The 16,493-nt window shown below is 72.4% G+C and carries 17 protein-coding genes; 10 read left to right on the forward strand and 7 right to left on the reverse strand.

Annotated features, from left to right (window positions below; genetic code table 11):
* Positions 1–12 precede the first annotated feature (12 nt).
* Complete coding sequence (locus DEI85_RS04910) at positions 13–1,482, reverse strand: amidohydrolase (RefSeq protein WP_111123078.1); 1,470 nt, start codon at positions 1,480–1,482, stop codon at positions 13–15.
* A complete protein-coding gene (locus DEI85_RS04915; RefSeq protein WP_111123079.1) occupies positions 1,479–2,144 on the reverse strand; it encodes an FMN-binding negative transcriptional regulator in 666 nt (221 codons plus the stop codon). Before DEI85_RS04915 ends, DEI85_RS04910 begins: the two co-directional genes overlap by 4 nt.
* Before the next feature lie 179 nt (positions 2,145–2,323).
* On the opposite strand from DEI85_RS04915, the gene DEI85_RS04920 reads away from it, so the two are divergent.
* Genes DEI85_RS04920 through DEI85_RS04950 form a run of 7 tightly spaced genes read left to right on the forward strand, consistent with a single transcriptional unit; the run spans position 2,324 to position 10,878 of the window.
* A complete protein-coding gene (locus DEI85_RS04920) occupies positions 2,324–3,910 on the forward strand; it encodes a peptide ABC transporter substrate-binding protein (protein WP_258376250.1) in 1,587 nt (528 codons plus the stop codon).
* A gap of 7 nt (positions 3,911–3,917) precedes the next feature.
* Positions 3,918–5,378 (forward strand): M14 family zinc carboxypeptidase, encoded by a 1,461-nt coding sequence (locus DEI85_RS04925; protein ID WP_258376253.1) that lies wholly within the window; start codon positions 3,918–3,920, stop codon positions 5,376–5,378.
* Complete coding sequence (locus DEI85_RS04930; RefSeq protein WP_027464675.1) at positions 5,378–6,319, forward strand: ABC transporter permease; 942 nt, start codon at positions 5,378–5,380, stop codon at positions 6,317–6,319. Before DEI85_RS04925 ends, DEI85_RS04930 begins: the two co-directional genes overlap by 1 nt.
* Positions 6,316–7,206: an ABC transporter permease gene (locus tag DEI85_RS04935; protein WP_110859194.1), complete on the forward strand. Its 891-nt coding sequence runs from the start codon at positions 6,316–6,318 to the stop codon at positions 7,204–7,206. The genes DEI85_RS04930 and DEI85_RS04935 overlap by 4 nt, the downstream gene beginning before the upstream one ends.
* A gap of 41 nt (positions 7,207–7,247) precedes the next feature.
* Positions 7,248–8,657 carry a serine hydrolase gene (locus DEI85_RS04940; protein WP_258376254.1) on the forward strand — a complete coding sequence of 470 codons (1,410 nt, stop codon included), beginning with the start codon at positions 7,248–7,250 and terminating at the stop codon, positions 8,655–8,657.
* Complete coding sequence (locus tag DEI85_RS04945) at positions 8,654–9,220, forward strand: GbsR/MarR family transcriptional regulator (RefSeq protein ID WP_110859195.1); 567 nt, start codon at positions 8,654–8,656, stop codon at positions 9,218–9,220. Before DEI85_RS04940 ends, DEI85_RS04945 begins: the two co-directional genes overlap by 4 nt.
* Positions 9,217–10,878: a dipeptide ABC transporter ATP-binding protein gene (locus DEI85_RS04950; protein ID WP_111123080.1), complete on the forward strand. Its 1,662-nt coding sequence runs from the start codon at positions 9,217–9,219 to the stop codon at positions 10,876–10,878. Before DEI85_RS04945 ends, DEI85_RS04950 begins: the two co-directional genes overlap by 4 nt.
* Before the next feature lie 19 nt (positions 10,879–10,897).
* On the opposite strand, the gene DEI85_RS04955 is transcribed toward DEI85_RS04950, so the two are convergent.
* The gene (locus DEI85_RS04955; RefSeq protein WP_146244654.1) at positions 10,898–11,479 is read right to left on the reverse strand and encodes a hypothetical protein; all 582 of its coding nucleotides are present in this window, start codon (positions 11,477–11,479) and stop codon (positions 10,898–10,900) included.
* 146 nt (positions 11,480–11,625) lie between these two features.
* Here DEI85_RS04955 and DEI85_RS04960 point away from each other — a divergent pair, with 146 nt between their 5' ends.
* Both DEI85_RS04960 and DEI85_RS04965 read left to right on the forward strand, forming a co-directional pair.
* Positions 11,626–11,955: a hypothetical protein gene (locus tag DEI85_RS04960; protein WP_110859198.1), complete on the forward strand. Its 330-nt coding sequence runs from the start codon at positions 11,626–11,628 to the stop codon at positions 11,953–11,955.
* A 101-nt stretch (positions 11,956–12,056) separates the two neighbouring features.
* Positions 12,057–12,209, forward strand: a complete 153-nt coding sequence (locus DEI85_RS04965; protein ID WP_181430102.1) for a hypothetical protein — start codon at positions 12,057–12,059, stop codon at positions 12,207–12,209.
* A 69-nt stretch (positions 12,210–12,278) separates the two neighbouring features.
* Here DEI85_RS04965 and DEI85_RS04970 read toward each other — a convergent pair whose 3' ends face one another.
* The 4 genes from DEI85_RS04970 to DEI85_RS04985 all read right to left on the reverse strand — a co-directional run bounded on the left by DEI85_RS04970 (position 12,279) and on the right by DEI85_RS04985 (position 16,136).
* A complete protein-coding gene (locus DEI85_RS04970) occupies positions 12,279–13,136 on the reverse strand; it encodes an EamA family transporter (protein ID WP_110859199.1) in 858 nt (285 codons plus the stop codon).
* Positions 13,133–13,795, reverse strand: a complete 663-nt coding sequence (locus DEI85_RS04975) for a response regulator transcription factor (protein WP_027464682.1) — start codon at positions 13,793–13,795, stop codon at positions 13,133–13,135. The genes DEI85_RS04970 and DEI85_RS04975 overlap by 4 nt, the downstream gene beginning before the upstream one ends.
* A 39-nt stretch (positions 13,796–13,834) precedes the next feature.
* Positions 13,835–15,415, reverse strand: coding sequence for a sensor histidine kinase (locus tag DEI85_RS04980; protein WP_111123081.1), 1,581 nt, complete (start codon positions 15,413–15,415; stop codon positions 13,835–13,837).
* A 535-nt stretch (positions 15,416–15,950) separates the two neighbouring features.
* The gene (locus DEI85_RS04985) at positions 15,951–16,136 is read right to left on the reverse strand and encodes a hypothetical protein (protein ID WP_181436299.1); all 186 of its coding nucleotides are present in this window, start codon (positions 16,134–16,136) and stop codon (positions 15,951–15,953) included.
* A 6-nt stretch (positions 16,137–16,142) separates the two neighbouring features.
* Here DEI85_RS04985 and DEI85_RS04990 point away from each other — a divergent pair, with 6 nt between their 5' ends.
* Positions 16,143–16,379, forward strand: a complete 237-nt coding sequence (locus DEI85_RS04990) for a helix-turn-helix domain-containing protein (RefSeq protein WP_181436300.1) — start codon at positions 16,143–16,145, stop codon at positions 16,377–16,379.
* Positions 16,380–16,493 lie beyond the last annotated feature (114 nt).

Below are 16,493 nucleotides of genomic sequence, written 5' to 3' on the forward strand. Positions count from 1 at the left end.
ACGCCCGCCCGCTCACACCTCCCGGTGGGTGAACCGTCCGGCGACCGCCGTCCCGAGCACCCGCATGCTGCGCAGCGCGGCGGACGGTGCCGCCAGCGGATCGGACTCGACGAGCACCAGGTCAGCCACGTCGCCGACGGACACCCCGACCCGCCCGTCGGTCGATCCCTGCCACGCGACGAGTGCCGAGAGCCGTTCGGCCGGGTGCCACGGCGCTCGCCCGTCGCGGTCCCGCCCGACGGCCGCAGCCATCGACACCCACGGGTCGAGCGGCGCCACCGGGGCGTCCGACCCGAGCAGCAGGCGCGCTCCGGCCCGTGCGAGCGACGCGAAGGCGAAGGCCCGGTCGGTGTGCCCCGCCCAGTGCCGGTCGGCGATGTCCCGGTCGTCCATGGCGTGCTCGGGCTGCACCGACGCGGCGACCCCGAGCCGGGCGAACCGGTCGACGTCGGTGTCGACGAGCAACTGCGCGTGCTCGATCGTGCCGCGGGCCCCGACGGCTTCGAAGACGTCGAGCGCCAGGGTGTTCGCACGGTCGCCGATCGCGTGGATCGCGGGGACGAGTCCGGCGTCGACGGCTTGGCGGGTGATCGCGACGAGGTCCTCGAAGGCCCACGCGAGCACGCCGGAGCCGTCCGTCATCGCGGCGGTGCGGGTGCCCAGCGACCCGTCGGTGATCACCTTGAAGGGCCCCATCGTGAGCAGCCCCCGCGTGCCGTCGACCACGTCGCCGGTGCGCAGGCCCCGGGCGATCACGTCGTCGAGCTCGGCCGCGTACACACCGGACGCGACCCGGATCGCGTCGGTCCCGGCGTGGATCCGGCGGCGCCAGCGGTCGAGCCCGAAGCGCATCTCGAGGTCGACCACGCCCGTCACCCCGCGGACCGCCGCGGCCTCGGCAGCATCTGCCGCGTAGGCGTCGAGCAGGTCGTCCGGCACCTGCGACAGTGCGCCGGTCACGTCGAACGCGTCCTGCTCGCGCAGGACCCCGTCCTCGCCCGTGTCGAGCGGTCGGCCGACAGCAGCCGAGAAGTGCGCGAGCGCCAGCGCGTTGCACCACACCGCGTGCAGGTCCGCGCTGATCACGACGACCGGGAGGCCCGGTGCGGCACGGTCGAGCAGCTCGCGTCGTGCACGGCGCGGCCACATCCCGTCGCGGTAGCCGTGTCCGACCAGGACGCGGTCCGCCACGCCCGCCCGCGCGACGGCGGCGAGCAGGTCGGCGGTCGCCTCGGCGGAGTCGCAGCCGGTGACGTCGACACGGCGGCGGACGAGCGCCCACTGGTCGAAGTGCGTGTGGTGGTCGCGGAGCCCCGGGCCGAGCCAGGCGCCGGCAGCCTCGACCACGTCGGTGTCGACGCTCGTGGGGTCGAGCGTGTCGGCCGGCGCGATCTCGGTGACCCGCCCGTCGACGACGCGGACGTCGGCAGGGGCCCCGGAGGTGCCCACCCTGCGGACGGTGCGCAGCAGGATCTCGCTCATCCCCGCCGTCCCTCCGGGCTGTTCGCCGGGGACGGGACCGGCCGGACCCGCTCGACCTCGTCGGCGAGCGCCGGCGACGCGTAGGGGCCGTCGCCCCGAAGGCCGGCGACGATGCGGTCGATCACCTCGGGGGCCTTGTTCTGGGACAGCTTGGCGCGGGCGTCGAACCGGGTGATGCGGATCCGGATGCCGACGGTGCCCTTCGCCATCCGGCGGGCCGTCTCCTCGTCGATCTGCAACGACACGGGCGACGGCATGACCCGCTCGAAGTGGTCGACGAGTTCGCCGAGCACCCGGAAGTTCTCGTCGTCGGACAGGATCTCGGGGGTGCCCCAGACGTGGGCGGTGACGTGGTTCCAGGTCGGCACGAACTGCTCCGGCGGGTACCAGGCGGGGGAGACGTAGCCGTGCGGGCCCTGGAACACGACGAGGACCTCGTGCTGTCCGAGTTCGTGGGCGACCTCGTCGGGTCGGCCGACGTGGGACACCAGGACGAGGGCGTCCGGGTCGTCGTCGGGACCGGGGGTCTCGAGCAGCACCGGGTAGTGCGAGGCGACCAGCCCGGCCGCGGTGTGCGACACGATCGTCGCCCACGGGTTCCCGGTGATGAGGCGTCGGACCTCGTCGACGTCGGTCATCAGGAAGTGCGGTGTGTGGCGCATGCTCCGAGCGTGGCACAACGGGCCCGGTCGCGCGACGGGTGTCGTTTCGTCAGTGTTTCTGCGCGGTAAAACTCTCAGAGCGCATTGAAAGAAGTCTTGTGGTCGGGATTCGAACCGTCCTAGCTTTCCCACCACGACGACCGGGCAGGGATCCGGCCGCACCCGATCGAGGAGAGATCATGCGACGCAGGACGATCGCCGCGCTGGCCGCGGCGGCAACCTTGGCACTGCTGGCGACCGGCTGTTCGGCGGGTGGCGCGGCCGACGACGACGCTCCCTCGAGCCTGGTCTACGCGACCGGCGAGCCCGACCACCTGACCCCGGGCCGGCAGACCGTGGCCTTCGACCAGGTGATGAGCGTCTTCGCGCCGCTGACCCAGACCGACGCCGACGGCGACCTGCAGTACGTCGCGGCGAAGAGCGTCGAGAGCGATGACGCCACCACCTGGACGATCACGCTGCGGGACGGATGGACGTTCCAGAACGGCGAGGCCGTCACACCCGAGAGCTACGTGAAGGCCTGGAACCACGTCGCCTACGGCCCGAACGCGTGGGAGAACAGCGGTCAGCTCGCCGGGATCGTCGGGTACACCGACCTCAACCCGGCGAAGGGCACCCCGAAGACCAAGGAGATGTCGGGGCTCGAGGTCACCGGCAAGGACACCTTCACGGTCACGCTCACCCACGCGGACAGCCAGTTCCCCCTGCAGCTCAGCCAGGCCCAGACGGCGTTCTACCCCATGCCCGAGGCCGCCTACGACGACCTGGAGGCGTACGACGAGAAGCCGATCGGCAACGGCCCGTACGAGATGAGGAAGGCGTGGAAGGCGGACCAGGAGTTCACCGTCACGGCCTGGGAGGACTACGAGGGGACGAAGCCCGCCACCGACGAGGTGACCTTCCGCAGCTACTCCGACATGAACACCGCCTACACGGACGTCCTGGCCGGCAACGCCGACGTGCTGTTCCTGCCGACCGACAAGATGACGAGCGCGAAGGCCGACTTCGGCGACCGCCTGCACTCCTTCGACGCCCCCGGCATCGACTACCTCGGGTTCCCGCTGTGGGACGACCGGTACTCCGACCCCGACGTGCGTCGGGCGATCTCGATGTCGATCGACCGTGACGAGGTCAACGACGCGATCTACGGCGGCCTGTACGACCCGGCCACCGCGCTTACCCCACCGTCGATGTCCGGCACCGAAGAGGGCATCTGCGGCGACGCCTGCGAGTTCGACCCGGCAGCGGCGAAGAAGCTCCTCGCCAGCGCGGGTGGGTTCGACGGCACCATGACGCTCGTCTACCCGGGCGGCACCGGCCTCGACTCCCTGTACGAGGCGTACGCCAACCAGATCCGGCAGAACCTGGGCGTCGACGCCGAGGCGAAGGCCACCACCGACTGGGCGTCCTACTACTCGGAGCTCACCGACAAGACCGTCGCCGGCCCGCACTTCGGCCACTGGGGCGCGCTGTACATCAGCCAGCAGAACACGCTCCGCGCGCTGTTCACCACGGCCGGCGGCTGCTCCCCGTGCACCGGCTACTACCAGTCCGACGACGTCGACTTGCTGCTCGCGAAGGCCGACTCCGCCGGGTCCCAGGACGAGGCGAACGGGTACTACACGAAGGCGCAGGAGGCGGTCCTCGAGGACTTCCCGATCGTCCCGACCTTCTTCGACAAGTACTCGTACGTCACGAGCGACAAGATCGCGAAGCTGCCGGCGGTGGCGGGCAGCCCCGTGATCGCGCAGATCGCCGTGAAGTAGGGCGGGCATGGAGCAGCACACCGTCCTCGACCTGGTCCGCGACGTCCCCGACCGCGACGGCTTCCCGCTCGTCGACGACCTGCACGCACGGTTCGCCGCGCTCGCCGCGGCACACCCCGACCGGGTCACGGTCACCCGGATCGGAACGAGCCGCCTCGGTGAACCCCTGCACAGCTACCGCATCGGCACCGGGTCGCACGTGGCCGTCGTGGTCGGCGGGGTGCACCCGAACGAGCCGATCGGTTCGTGGACGGCGCTGCACCTCGCCGAGACGGCCCTCGGCGACGAGCGGGTGGCCGGGCTCGACGTCACCTGGCACATCGTCCCGACGATCGACCCGGACGGCATGCGGCTCAACGAGGCCTGGTTCCACGACCCGCACGACCGGGTCTTCTACTCGCGGCACTTCTACCGGCCCGCCCCGGACAGCCAGGTCGAGTGGACGTTCCCGAACAGCTACAAGTCGGTGTACTTCGACCAGGTGCTGCCCGAGACGCTCGCGTTCATGCGGCTCATCGACGACACCGAGCCGGACCTGCTCGTGAGCCTGCACAACGGCGAGATGGGCGGGGTCTACTACTACCTGTCCGAGGACCTGCCCGACGTCGTCGACACCCTGCACGCGGTGCCGGCCGCACTCGGGCTGCCGCTCGACACCGGGGAGCCGGAGTCCCCGTACCTGCGGGAGATCGGCCCGGCGGTGTTCGCGATGGACGGCATCGAGACGGCGTACGCCTACCTCGAGGAGCTCGGCGTGGATCCCGGCGAGCACATCCACGGCGGGTCGAGCGCGGCGTGGGCGATGCGCCACGGCGCCCTCTGCGTGGTGGCCGAGCTGCCGTACTGGAGCCACCCCGACGCCGACGACCAGACCCCGACCGACGAGTCGTACGCCGACCTGCTGCGCCGGTGCGCGGACGAGCTCGGTGCCTCGGGTGCGGAACTGCAGGCGTTCCTCGACGAGGCGTCGCCGATGCTCTCGATCCCGTCCCCGTTCGTCGAGGCCTCCCGGGCGTTCGTCCCGATGCTCGTCGGGATCGCGGACACCGACCGCCGCCGGGCCGAGCGGGAACCGGCCGACCGGACGGCCACCGTCGCGGAGCGCTTCGGCTGCGAGGACCTCGTCCGCTGCTTCCGCCTGCGTTACGGCGGCATGCTCCTGCGGGCCGTCGAGGCGGAGACGACCGCCGGCACGGCGTCCGCGCCGCTCCGGCGGCTCCGCGACCGCCTGGCCGAGCGGTACGCGCACTGGCAGGCGGACGCGTCGACGGGTGCGCAGCCGATCCCGGTGGGGAAGCTCGTGGGCGTGCAGTACGGGGCGATCCTCGCCTGCGCGGCGCACGTGGCGAACCCGACCCGCGCCTCCCGACCGTCACTGGTCACCCCGGGAGAGCCTGGGCCCACGCCGCCGGTTCCGGACCGACGCGCCAGCGGCGGGCCGGCCGTGCCGGTGGGGAGAGGCGCGTGATGCGTCCGACGCTCGCCGTCGGTCGCCGACTCGGCGGCCTGGTCATCGTGTTCCTCGGGGTGACCTTCCTGATCTACGCGATGACGTTCGCGCTGCCCGGCGACCCGATCAAGGCGCTCGGCGGCGAGCGCCCCCTCACCGACTCGGTCGTGCGGGCGCTGCGGGCGGAGTACCACCTGGACCAGCCGCTGTGGCTGCAGTACGTGCAGTACCTGGGCGGCCTGTTCCGGGGTGACTTCGGCACCGACTTCAACGGGCAGTCCGTCGGCGAGCAGATGGCCTCGCGGTGGCCCGTGACGATCACGCTGGCGCTGAGCGCATGGGCGCTCGAGATCGTCCTCGGCATCGGGCTCGGCGTGGTCTCGGCGCTCAGGCGCGGCACCGTGCTCGACAAGACGGTGCTCGTCGGCACCATCGTCGTCGGCGCCGTGCCCGTGTTCGTGCTCGGCGTGGCGCTGCAGCTGGTGTTCTCGGTGCGGCTGCACTGGTTCCCCGTCGCGGGCGTCACCGCCGGGTGGCCGACCGCGTACGTCCTGCCGGCGTTCGTGATCGCCCTGTTCGGCCTGGCCGCGGTGTCCCGACTCACCCGGACGTCGATGATCGAGACGCTCGACGCCGACTACGTGCGGACGGCCCGTGCCAAGGGGCTCGCGCCGGGCCGGATCGTCGGCGTGCACGTGCTGCGGAACTCGCTCATCCCCACCGCCACCTACCTGGCGACCGACCTCGGGTACCTGATGGGCGGCACCGTCATCATCGAGGGCATCTTCAACCTGCCGGGTGTCGGCAACCTGCTGTTCCAGGGCATCCGTTCGCACGAGGGCGCCGTCGTCGTCGGCATCTCGACCGCCCTCATCCTGGTGTTCCTCGTCACGAGCGTGCTCGTCGACCTGCTGCACGCCGCCCTCGACCCGCGCGTCCGGACAGGAGCCTCCCGATGACCACCGAAGCCCTCGGCGCCACCGTCGAACCCGTCGTCGGAGTCCGGCGCCGGCCACTGCTCGCCGCCGCACGGACGCCGGGGTTCTGGGTGCCCGGGTCGGTGCTCGTGGTGGTCCTGCTCATCGCGGCGTTCCCGCAGCTGTTCGCCGGGCTGTTCGGCCACGGCGACCCCCGGGTGTGCGACCTCGGCCGGAGCGGGGCGTCACCGACCGCCGGGCACCCGTTCGGCTTCGACCTGCAGGGCTGCGACGTGTACGCGAACGTCGTCTGGGGCACGCGGTCGTCGATCGCCGTCGCGGTGCTCACGACCCTGCTCGCCGGCATGGTCGCGGTCGTCGTCGGGACCGTCGCGGGCATGGTCGGCGGGTGGGTCGACGCCGTCCTCGCCCGGCTCACCGACGTGTTCCTCGGCTTCCCGTTCCTGCTGGGCGCCGTCGTCGTGCTGAACAGCGTGGGGGAGCGGTCGGTGCTCACGGTGTCGCTCGTGCTCGCCCTGTTCGGGTGGCCGACGATGGCCCGGCTCGTGCGGTCGAGCGTCCGCAGCGTCCGGGGCGCCGAGTTCGTGCTCGCCGCCCGGACGATGGGGTTGTCGACGTGGCGGATCACCACCCGGTACGTGCTGCCGTCGTCGATCTCGCCGCTGCTCGTGCTCGCCACCATCACCGTCGGCGGGGTCGTCGTGTCCGAGTCGTCGCTGACCTACCTCGGCATCGGGCTGGAACGTCCGGCGATCTCGTGGGGGCTGCAGCTGTCCGCGGCGACGTCGCAGTTCCTCCGGGCCCCGCACATGCTCATCGCGCCGGCGGCGTTCCTCGCCGTGACCGTGCTCGCCGTCATCGCGCTCGGCGACACGCTGCGCGCCGCACTCGACCCACGTCGGCGCTGACACGCCAGACTCGCTGCAGAACCGTTCTCGAAAGGACCACCGTGACCGACACCCTCTCCGCGTACCGGAAGACCCTGCCCTACATCCGTGAGTGGGTGTCGTACAAGGTGTGGCAGCTGCGGGTGCCCGGCGTGCAGGTCGCCGTCGGGTACGGCGGCGAGGTCCTGTTCGACGAGGCCTGGGGCTACGCCGACGTCGAGGCCGGACGCCGGCTGACCACCACCGACCTGTTCCGCATCGCCTCGCACTCGAAGACCTTCACCGCGACGGCCCTGCTGCAGCTCGCCGAGCGCGGGTCGCTCCGGCTCGACGACACCCTCGGCACGTACGTCCCGGCGCTGGTCGACGGCGGCTCCCCGCTCGCCGACGCCACCCTGCGCGAGCTCATGGAGATGGGTGCCGGCGTCATCCGCGACGGGCACGACGGCGACTACTGGTCCCTGCTCCGGCCGTTCCCCGACGAGCAGGAACTCCTGGCGCTCGTCCTCGACCGGGGCCAGAAGGTGCCGACCGGCTCGTCGTTCAACTACTCGAACCTCGGCTACTCCCTGCTCGGCCTGGTCATCGCCGCGGTGTCCGGGCGGTCGTACAACGACTTCGTGCGGGAGTCGATCACCGAACCCCTGGGCTTGCGGAACACCGGCCCCGACTGGGACCCCGCACGCGCCGACGACTTCGTGGTCGGGTACACCGGCTTCCACACCGCGCGGCACCGGCAGCGCATCGACCACGTCGACACCCGCGCGATGGCCGCCGCCACCGGGTTCCACGGCACCGCGTCCGACCTGGTCCGCTACTTCTCGCAGCACGTGATCGGGCAGGGCACCCTGCTCGACGACCACTCCAAGCGCCTCGCGCAGCGGAAGGCCTGGAGCGCCACCGACGACCCCGCCGCCCGGGGCTACGGCGCCGGCTTCATCGTCGACCGGATCGGCGGACGGGAGATCCGCGGCCACTCGGGCGGGTTCCCGGGGCACATCACCCAGTCGATGTTCGACCCGGCGTCCGGGCTCGTCGTGTCCGTGCTGACGAGTGCCGCCGCCGGACCCGCCACGCTCATCGCCACCGCGGTCATCGCCATGCTCGACGCGGCAGCCGACGCCGATGCCCCGGGGACCCCGGTGCCCGACGACGTGGACACCGCCGCCTTCACCGGGCGCTTCGCCAACCCGTGGGGCGTCACCGACGTCGCCCGGATCGGTGACCGGCTCGTCGAGGTCGACCCGTCCGGCCCCGAACCGATGGACACCCCCACCCGGCTCGAGGTCGTCGACGCCGACACCCTGCGGATGACCCACGGCAACCGCTTCGGCTCGGTCGACGAGGACATCACCTACACGCGTGACGACGACGGCACCGTCCGGGCGATCCGCGGCGGCGGCGGCATGTCGCAGGAGCCGTGGTCGATCCCGGAGGAGCGACCCGAGGTGGCCGCCGGGCTCGCCTCGTGACCGACGACAGGGGCACCGGCGACGGGGCCCCCGACGACGACCGGCTGCTCGGACCGGAGCGCCAGGCGTTCGTCGAGGAGTTCGCCCTGATGCTCAACGACGGCGCGGGCATGCCCCTCACCGACGCCCGGGTGCTCGGCTACCTGATGATGACCCGCGCACCGCACTCGTCGTCGTCCGACCTGCAGGCAGCGCTCGGCGCCAGCTCGGGGTCGGTGTCGATGGCCACCCGGCGGCTCGTCGACTCCGGGTTCGTGAAGCGCCACATCGTCCCCGGCGAGCGCAGCCACTACTTCCGCGCCGAGGCCGACGTCTGGGGCTCCTGGCTCGCCAGCGAACGGAAGTACCTCGACCGGCAGCGCGACATCATCGGCCGCGGACTCGCCGTCGTCGAGGGTGCCGGCCGGACCGGCACGGGCGACGTGGACGCCGAGGTCCGCGAGCGCCTGCTCAACGGCCGCGACTACATGCAGTGGCTGCAGGGCTACCACCGCAAGATGCTCGAGGAGTGGGAGGCCTTCAAGGCCGCCCGCGACGACACCGACCCCCCGGAGACCCCATGAGCGGCACCACCGACGTCCTGACCGTCGAGCACCTCACCGTCACCTTCGACGTCGACGGCGAGGTCGTCCGCGCCGTCGACGACGCCTCGTTCACCGTCGCCCGGGGCGAGGTCGTCGCGGTCGTGGGGGAGTCCGGCTCCGGCAAGAGCATGACCGCGATGACCGCGATGGGCATCGCCCCCGACGGTGCGCACGCCTCGGGGAGCATCCGACTCGGCGACCTCGAGGTCATCGGCACCGACGAGCGCACCCTCCGGTCTGTCCGGGGCCGCAGCGTGTCGATGATCTTCCAGGACCCGTCCGCGGCCCTGAACCCGGTGTTCACCATCGGGTTCCAGCTCGCCGAGGCCGTCCGACGCACCGACGGCCCGCACGACCGCGCCGCCGTCCGGGAACGCTCGCTCGAGCTGCTCCGTGCGGTGGAGGTCCCCGAACCCGAACGCCGCCTGGGCCAGTACCCGCACGAGCTCTCCGGCGGGCAGGCCCAGCGCGTGATGATCGCGATGGCGCTCGCCGCCGACCCGGACCTGCTCATCGCGGACGAGCCGACGACCGCCCTCGACGTCACCGTGCAGGCCGAGGTGCTCGACGTCCTCCGCGCGCTGCGCGAGCGCACCGGCACCGCGATCCTGCTCATCACCCACGACATGGGCGTCGTCACGGACCTCGCCGACCGCGTGGTCGTGATGCGCCGCGGACGCGTCGTCGAGACCGGCACCGCCGACGCGGTCTTCGCCGCACCGTCCGCCGACTCCACGCGGGAACTCCTCGCTGCGGTCCCGCGCATGGGCACCGGGTCCGGACAGGAGGCTCGGCTCGGCCCCGCCACGGCACCCCCGGCCGCCGTGTTGGACGTCCGGCACCTCGTGGTCGAGTACGGCGGCGCCCTGCGGGGGCGCTTCCGCGCCGTCGACGACGTGTCGTTCACCGTCGGCCGTGGCGAGATCGTCGGCCTGGTGGGGGAGTCCGGCAGCGGCAAGACCACCATCGGCCGGGCCGCGGTCGGCCTCGCGCCGATCACCTCGGGTTCGGTGGTCGTCGACGGCACCGACGTCGCCGGCGCGCGACGAGCCGCCCGCCGGCAGATGCGCCAGCACGTCGGCGTGGTGTTCCAGAACCCGCTCCGGTCGCTCAACCCCCGGTACACCGTCGGGCAGACCGTCGCCGAGCCGCTCCGCCAGATCCTCCGGCTGCCGGCGGTGCAGGTCGAGGAGCGTGTCGAGCGACTCCTCGCCGACGTCGGTCTCGACGGTGGGTACGCCGAGCGCTACCCGCACGAACTCTCCGGCGGCCAACGGCAACGCGTCGCGATCGCCCGCGCGGTGGCCCTCGACCCCGCGCTCCTGATCGCCGACGAGCCGACGAGTGCGCTCGACGTGTCGGTGCAGGCCCGCGTGCTCGACGTGTTCCGCGAGCTGCAGGAGCGCCTCGGGTTCGCGTGCCTGTTCGTCACGCACGACCTCGCCGTGGTCGACACCCTGTGCGACCGGGTCGTCGTGCTGCACGGCGGCCGGGTCGCCGAACACGGGACGCGCGACGCCATCCTGCGCTCGCCGCAGGACCCGTACACACGTCGGCTCATCCAGGCCGCCCCCGTGCCGGACCCCGGGGAGCAGGCACGCCGACGCTCCGAGCGCCTGGCCGCCCACGCGGGCTGAGGGGGGGAGAGAGTCCGGGTCAGCGCACCTCGGCCGAGGCCCACAGCACGCCGACGCCGCGGCCCACCGGGCGCAGCAGCGGCACCGCGACGAGCACCGCGGCAGCCAGGTACGCGACGGCCTGCAGCAGCCCCGGGACCGCGAAGGCCACGCCGAGCGACTCCTGCGGGAGCGCCGTGAGGAGCACGGTCTCCGACAGCAGTGCGGTGACGAACCACGCCGCAGCCGCCACCGTGACGATCCAGCCGAAGGCCCGCTGCACACCCGGTGCACTCCGGACGGTGACGACGCCGAAGGCCACGAGCGCCGCCTGCGCGACGACGAGGAACACGTCGATCAACAGGCCGGGAACCAGCGACACGAGCGCGAACGCGAGCACGGACACCGCGAACGTGAGCGCCCGGCGGTCCCGAGCACGCACCGCGGCGACGAGCACGACGACGGCGGCGATGCCGGCGACGACCGTGGCGCCGAGGAGCAGCCCGCGGGGCAGGTCCCAGGGCGCCAACCAGACCGTCCCGACCAGTCCGGCCGCCCCGAACACCAGCGCCGCCACCACCGCGGCCGCCGACACCACCCGTACCCCCGTGCTGCTCTGCATGCCCGCACCCTATGCCCCGGCACCCCGCCAGGGGAACACGCTCCCCACCGTTCGGCGCCCCGACGACACGCCCGTCCGGCCCCGGGTGCTCGTCCAGACGACGCGGTCGACTTGACTGTCGTTCGAACACACGTTCGAATACCGTCGTGGGACGGCGTCGTGAGAACCGGTGGCAGCCCCCGGAACACCCGGAGGTCGAGCGTCCGCGCGCGTACTCCCTGTCCGAGGACGCCCGCGGCGGTGACGTCTGCCACGCCGTCACCCCGAAGCCGGTCTGGGCGTGGGTCCAGTTCCCGACCTTCCACGTCCGGGTGAAGGCCTTCGCGAAGAGCTGGACCCGCGACGCCGTGCTGGTGGAGTGGGCGCAGTTCGGGCAGCAGGCCGAGGCGTGGGTTTGGCGCTCCGCGGTGAAGCACCGCACGCTCCGTGCCGACCGGGACAGCGCGAACCGGAGTCCGCAGAGCGCACTGCGTTGACTTCCGCCCGCACCCCGAGGATGGTTTAGCGAACACGGGTTCAGCAAGTAACTCACTGATCGAGGCATCCGGTCCGGACCCCTGTTCCAGAAGGAGGCACCATGAAGAACGCAGCGGTGCCGTCCTGGGTCGCCCACGTGCTCACCCCGCCCGAGGTCATCAGCGCCTACATCGAGCGTCGGATCAACGATCCGTCCCTCCTGTCGGGCGAGCAGTCGGAACCCACGTACGCAGACTTCCTGCGCGACGAGTAGACGGTCTTCTCCCAGGAGGCCCGGATCACGCACCGCTGTCGGCGGACGTGATCCGGGCCTCCTCTTCGTTCACCCCACCGGTCCGCCGCGTCGGCGACGCGCCGACAGCGTCACGCCGACGCTCGCGGCGGTGACGCACGCCAGGGCGACCGTCTCGAGCACCGTCAACCCCTCGGCCAGCACCACCAGGCCGGCCAGGGCGGCGATCGCCGGGCCGAGGCTCTGCAGCACGCCGAACACCCGCGTCGGCATCCGGCGGAGCGCGAGCATCTCGAGGGCGTACGGCAGCACGCTCGACAGCACGGCGACCGCACCGAAGACGAGCAGGAGCGTCGGTTCGTGCAGGACGCCGTCGACCGCGGACCGGAGCCCGAACGGCAACGACACGAGCATCGCGACCACCATCGACACGACGAGCCCGTCGACGCCGGGGATAGCGGCGCCGACGTGCCGGTTCATCACGATGTAGCCCGCCCAGCACCCGGCGGCCAGGACCGCCCAGACGACACCGCCCACCTCGGTCACCGCGGTCGGGCCCACGCCGAGCAGCACGACCCCGGCGAGCGCCAGCACGGCCCACAGCGCATCGCGCCAGCGCCGGGTGTGCACGAGCGACAGGGCGAGCGGCCCGAGGAACTCGATCGTCACGGCGACACCGATGGGGATGCTCGCGAACGACAGGTAGATGAAGACGTTCATGCCGCCGAGCGCCAGGCCGAGCCCGATCGCACCGAGCCACTGCGCCCGCGTCCAGTGCCGGATCCGCGGGCGGATCACCAGGGCGAGCACGACGGCACCGATGACGAGCCGGAGCGTGGCCGCCCCGACCGCGCCGACGTCGTCGAAGTGGGTCTTCGCGATCGCGGCGCCGAGCTGGACGGACACCATCGCGGTGAGGGCCAGCAGGGGCGCGGGGACCCGGTTCATCCCAGGTAGGCGAGGACGGCGAGGACACGGCGGTGGTCCTCTCCGGTGTCCTCGAGTGCGAGCTTGCCGAAGATGCTCGACACGTGCTTCTCGACGGCGCCGGTGCCGATCACCAGGGCGCGGGCGATGGCGGCGTTCGTGCGGCCCTCGGCCATCAGCCCGAGCACGTCACGCTCGCGCGGGGTCAGGGCTGCGAGCGGGTCGCGACGGCGGCTCATCAGCTGCGTGACGACCTCGGGGTCGAGCACGGTGCCGCCGGCGGCGATGCGGCGGACGGCGTCGTCGATCTCCTCGAGCCGGGTGACGCGGTCCTTGAGCAGGTAGCCGATGCCGGTCGCGCCGGCGGCGAGGACGTCCTCGGCGTAGGTGGCCTCGACGTACTGGGAGAGCAGGAGCACACCTGTCCGTGGAGCGATCCGGCGGGTCTCGACGGCGGCGCGGACGCCCTCGTCGGTGAAGGTGGGCGGCATCCGCACGTCCATCACCACGACGTCGGGTGCACCCTCGGGCAGGGTCGCCAGGAAGGCCCGGGCGTCGGAGTACTGCCCGATGACGTCGATGCCGGCCTCGTCGAGCACGCGGGCCAGGCCCTCGCGCAGCAGGACGGCGTCATCGACGACGACGGCCCGGATGCGTGCTGCATCCGGGCCGTCTGTCATGCCGACCAGCCTAGTGGGAGCGCGGGCGCCCCCGTGGGGTCACGACCGCTGGTTCGCCGCCGTCGGCACGCCGTTCAGGGCCCCGAGGGGGATCCGGGCGGTGGCCTCGGTCGGGCCGCCCTCGGGGCTCGAGACGACCAGGTCGCCGTCGAGGGCCCGCATCCGGCCGATCAGGCCCTCGATCCCGTGGCCCTGCTGCGGCCGGGCACCACCCCGGCCGTCGTCGGTGACGCTGACGGTCAGGTACCAGAGGCCCGAGGCGTCGACGACCAGGCCGAGGTACACCCCGGCGGTGGTGGCGCCGGCGTGCTTCATGGTGTTCGTCAGGAGCTCGCTCACCGTGAAGTACACGTTGCGCTGGATTTCCGTGGCGAGCTCCAGGCCCTCGGGCAGCCGGACGTCCAGGCCCACCGGGATCGGGGTGCGGGCGACCAGTGCCTCGAGCGCCGCGACGAGTCCGCGGTCGAGCAGGATCGGCGGGGCGAAGCCGCGTGACAGTGCGCGCAGTTCGTCGAGGGCGTCCTGGGCGTGCTCGGAAGCCTCGCCGATGAGCTGCTTGGCCTTCTCGGGGTCCTTGTCGAAGGCGCGCTCGGCGGCGGACAGGTCCATGCGGAGTCGCACCAGCCGCTGTTGCGGGCCGTCGTGCAGGTCGCGCTCGATCTGGCGGAGTGCCTGCCCTTCGGCGGTGACGGCACCGGCGCGGGAGGCCTGCAGGCCGGCGACGCGCTGCTCGAGTTGCTCGGCCCGGAAGCCGCCCAGCAGGCCGAAGTCGACCCAGTAGTGCGCCAGGACGGACCCGCGGGCCCAGAGCGGGAAGAGCACGACCGAGGCGGCCATCGACAGCAGCCCGGCGACGCCGATGCCGGCCACCACGCCGTAGTCCCAGCTCGGGTACGACAACCCACCCACGCCGCCGAACGCCCATGCGCCCGCCACGACGACCGGCCAGGTGAAACCGAGGATCAGCAGTGCGCCGGCCCCGACGGTCACGACCGCGACGAGCGGGTACACGACCGCGGCGTGCAGCAGGTAGAGCCAGTAGTGCGGGTTGGCGACGGCCGACCCCGTGCGGGTCCACCAGTTCTGCTGCCAGCGGGGCGTCCAGTCCACCGGGCGGATCGGCCTCGGGTCCGCCCAGCTCATGCGGAGCTTCTCGAACTGTCCGAGCCACCGCGCCACGAACAGCGCGATGAAGAACATGAGCAGGACGAAGGGGTTGAACAGGTCCCGGAACCCGCCACCGAAGATCGCCGTCGGGAACGCGAAGTACAGCGTGCAGAGCAGCACGGCGGTGAGCGCCATGTAGCCGAAGTCCCGCGGCAGGCGCTTCCACGCGTCGCGGTAGAACTGCCCGGCGGTCATGCCGGACCCGCGACCGGAACCACCGACCGGACCGGACCCGACCCGCGGGGTGGCGCTCCACGACGCCGGAGGGGACTGCGCGGCGTCCTGGGAGTCCTGGGGGTCCTGGTGGTGCTGGCGCGGGTACTGGGGCATCGGCGTGGTGGCTCCAGGGGGCACGGAGTCGCCCAGCGGGACGGTCTGGGCCTGGTCGGGCGAAGGCGTGACGTCGTCCAGCGGGACGGTTCGCGCCTGGTCGAGGCGGTCGGTGTCGGTCATGCATCCAGCCTCGCGATCGCGGAGCCGTTCCCCCATCCTGCCCTCTCCCCACCCCGGGTGGGGTTATCCCCCCTCTTCCACAGACCGTCCGATCCACGCCCGCGCGTCCTGCCCGTGGATCACGCTCGTCGGATGGGTGATGCGCTCCGCGCACTGATCGACGCCGTCGGGCTCCAGGTCGGGCCGGGCACCGAGGTCCGGTCCGACGACGAGGCGTGGACGCTCGACGTCGAACCGACGGGCACCCGCGTCTGGGTGGCGACGCGGTCCCGCTCCGTGTGGATCCGGCGCGGAGACGACATCGCGATCGTCGACGCCGGCACCGCTGCCTTCGTCGAAGGGCACGCGACGATCACGATCAGCACGGGCCCGGAGCGCTCCGGCCCGCCCGATGCCGCTGCGACGTACGCGTTCCCGCACGAAGCACTCTTCGCGCTGACCGGTGTCCTCGTCGGTGCCGCAACGCTCGGACCCCTCGCCGACGAGGTCCTCGCACTCCCGGCCATCGCGACGACCGGTCCGCCCAGGGGCTCCCTCACCCGATGTCGGCCTCGCGCTCCGCCATGTCGGGCACCTGGACGGCGGGAGGTGGCACGGCGCGCAGCAGCAGGCCCTCGCCCGACTCGTCGTCACGACGGTGCTCCGCGACAACCCGCCCCCGATGCTCGGCGACAACGGTCTCGCGCGAGTCCTCGACCGCCTGTTCGATCCCGCCGGTCAACCATCCGTGCGGGAGCTCCTCGTCGGCATCGACATGTCGGAGCGCACCCTCGAGCGCCGGTGCGTCGCAGCGACGGGATGCTCGCCCGCGCAGCTCGGCCGCTGGTACCGCAGTCTCGCCGTCCGGAGCGCGCTCAGTCGTGGAGACCGCCCGTCCGACGTCGCGACCCGCTTCGGCTTCAGCACGACGTCGTCCATGCGGCGGGCCCTCGAGCGGGTCCGACCCCCGACGAACCGCCGGTGACCGTCGACCGCGGGGGAAGGCAGTTCCGCTTCGCATCGATGACGGTTCTGGTTCACGATCCTCGGGTTTCGTGAGCCAGAACCGTCACGGCGCGGAGAAGACCACGTCGTCCCG

This window comes from Curtobacterium sp. MCBD17_026 (assembly GCF_003234895.2).
Taxonomy (GTDB): domain Bacteria; phylum Actinomycetota; class Actinomycetes; order Actinomycetales; family Microbacteriaceae; genus Curtobacterium; species Curtobacterium flaccumfaciens.

What these genes read in the sequence shown, in the direction of transcription:
- DEI85_RS04910 (WP_111123078.1), bottom strand. Translation starts at nt 1,482, where the DNA reads ATGAGCGAGATCCTGCTGCGCACCGTCCGCAGGGTGGGCACCTCCGGG.
- DEI85_RS04915 (WP_111123079.1), bottom strand. Translation starts at nt 2,144, where the DNA reads ATGCGCCACACACCGCACTTCCTGATGACCGACGTCGACGAGGTCCGA.
- DEI85_RS04920 (WP_258376250.1), top strand. Translation starts at nt 2,324, where the DNA reads ATGCGACGCAGGACGATCGCCGCGCTGGCCGCGGCGGCAACCTTGGCA.
- DEI85_RS04925 (WP_258376253.1), top strand. Translation starts at nt 3,918, where the DNA reads ATGGAGCAGCACACCGTCCTCGACCTGGTCCGCGACGTCCCCGACCGC.
- DEI85_RS04930 (WP_027464675.1), top strand. Translation starts at nt 5,378, where the DNA reads ATGCGTCCGACGCTCGCCGTCGGTCGCCGACTCGGCGGCCTGGTCATC.
- DEI85_RS04935 (WP_110859194.1), top strand. Translation starts at nt 6,316, where the DNA reads ATGACCACCGAAGCCCTCGGCGCCACCGTCGAACCCGTCGTCGGAGTC.
- DEI85_RS04950 (WP_111123080.1), top strand. Translation starts at nt 9,217, where the DNA reads ATGAGCGGCACCACCGACGTCCTGACCGTCGAGCACCTCACCGTCACC.
- DEI85_RS04955 (WP_146244654.1), bottom strand. Translation starts at nt 11,479, where the DNA reads ATGCAGAGCAGCACGGGGGTACGGGTGGTGTCGGCGGCCGCGGTGGTG.
- DEI85_RS04965 (WP_181430102.1), top strand. Translation starts at nt 12,057, where the DNA reads ATGAAGAACGCAGCGGTGCCGTCCTGGGTCGCCCACGTGCTCACCCCG.
- DEI85_RS04970 (WP_110859199.1), bottom strand. Translation starts at nt 13,136, where the DNA reads ATGAACCGGGTCCCCGCGCCCCTGCTGGCCCTCACCGCGATGGTGTCC.
- DEI85_RS04975 (WP_027464682.1), bottom strand. Translation starts at nt 13,795, where the DNA reads ATGACAGACGGCCCGGATGCAGCACGCATCCGGGCCGTCGTCGTCGAT.
- DEI85_RS04980 (WP_111123081.1), bottom strand. Translation starts at nt 15,415, where the DNA reads ATGACCGACACCGACCGCCTCGACCAGGCGCGAACCGTCCCGCTGGAC.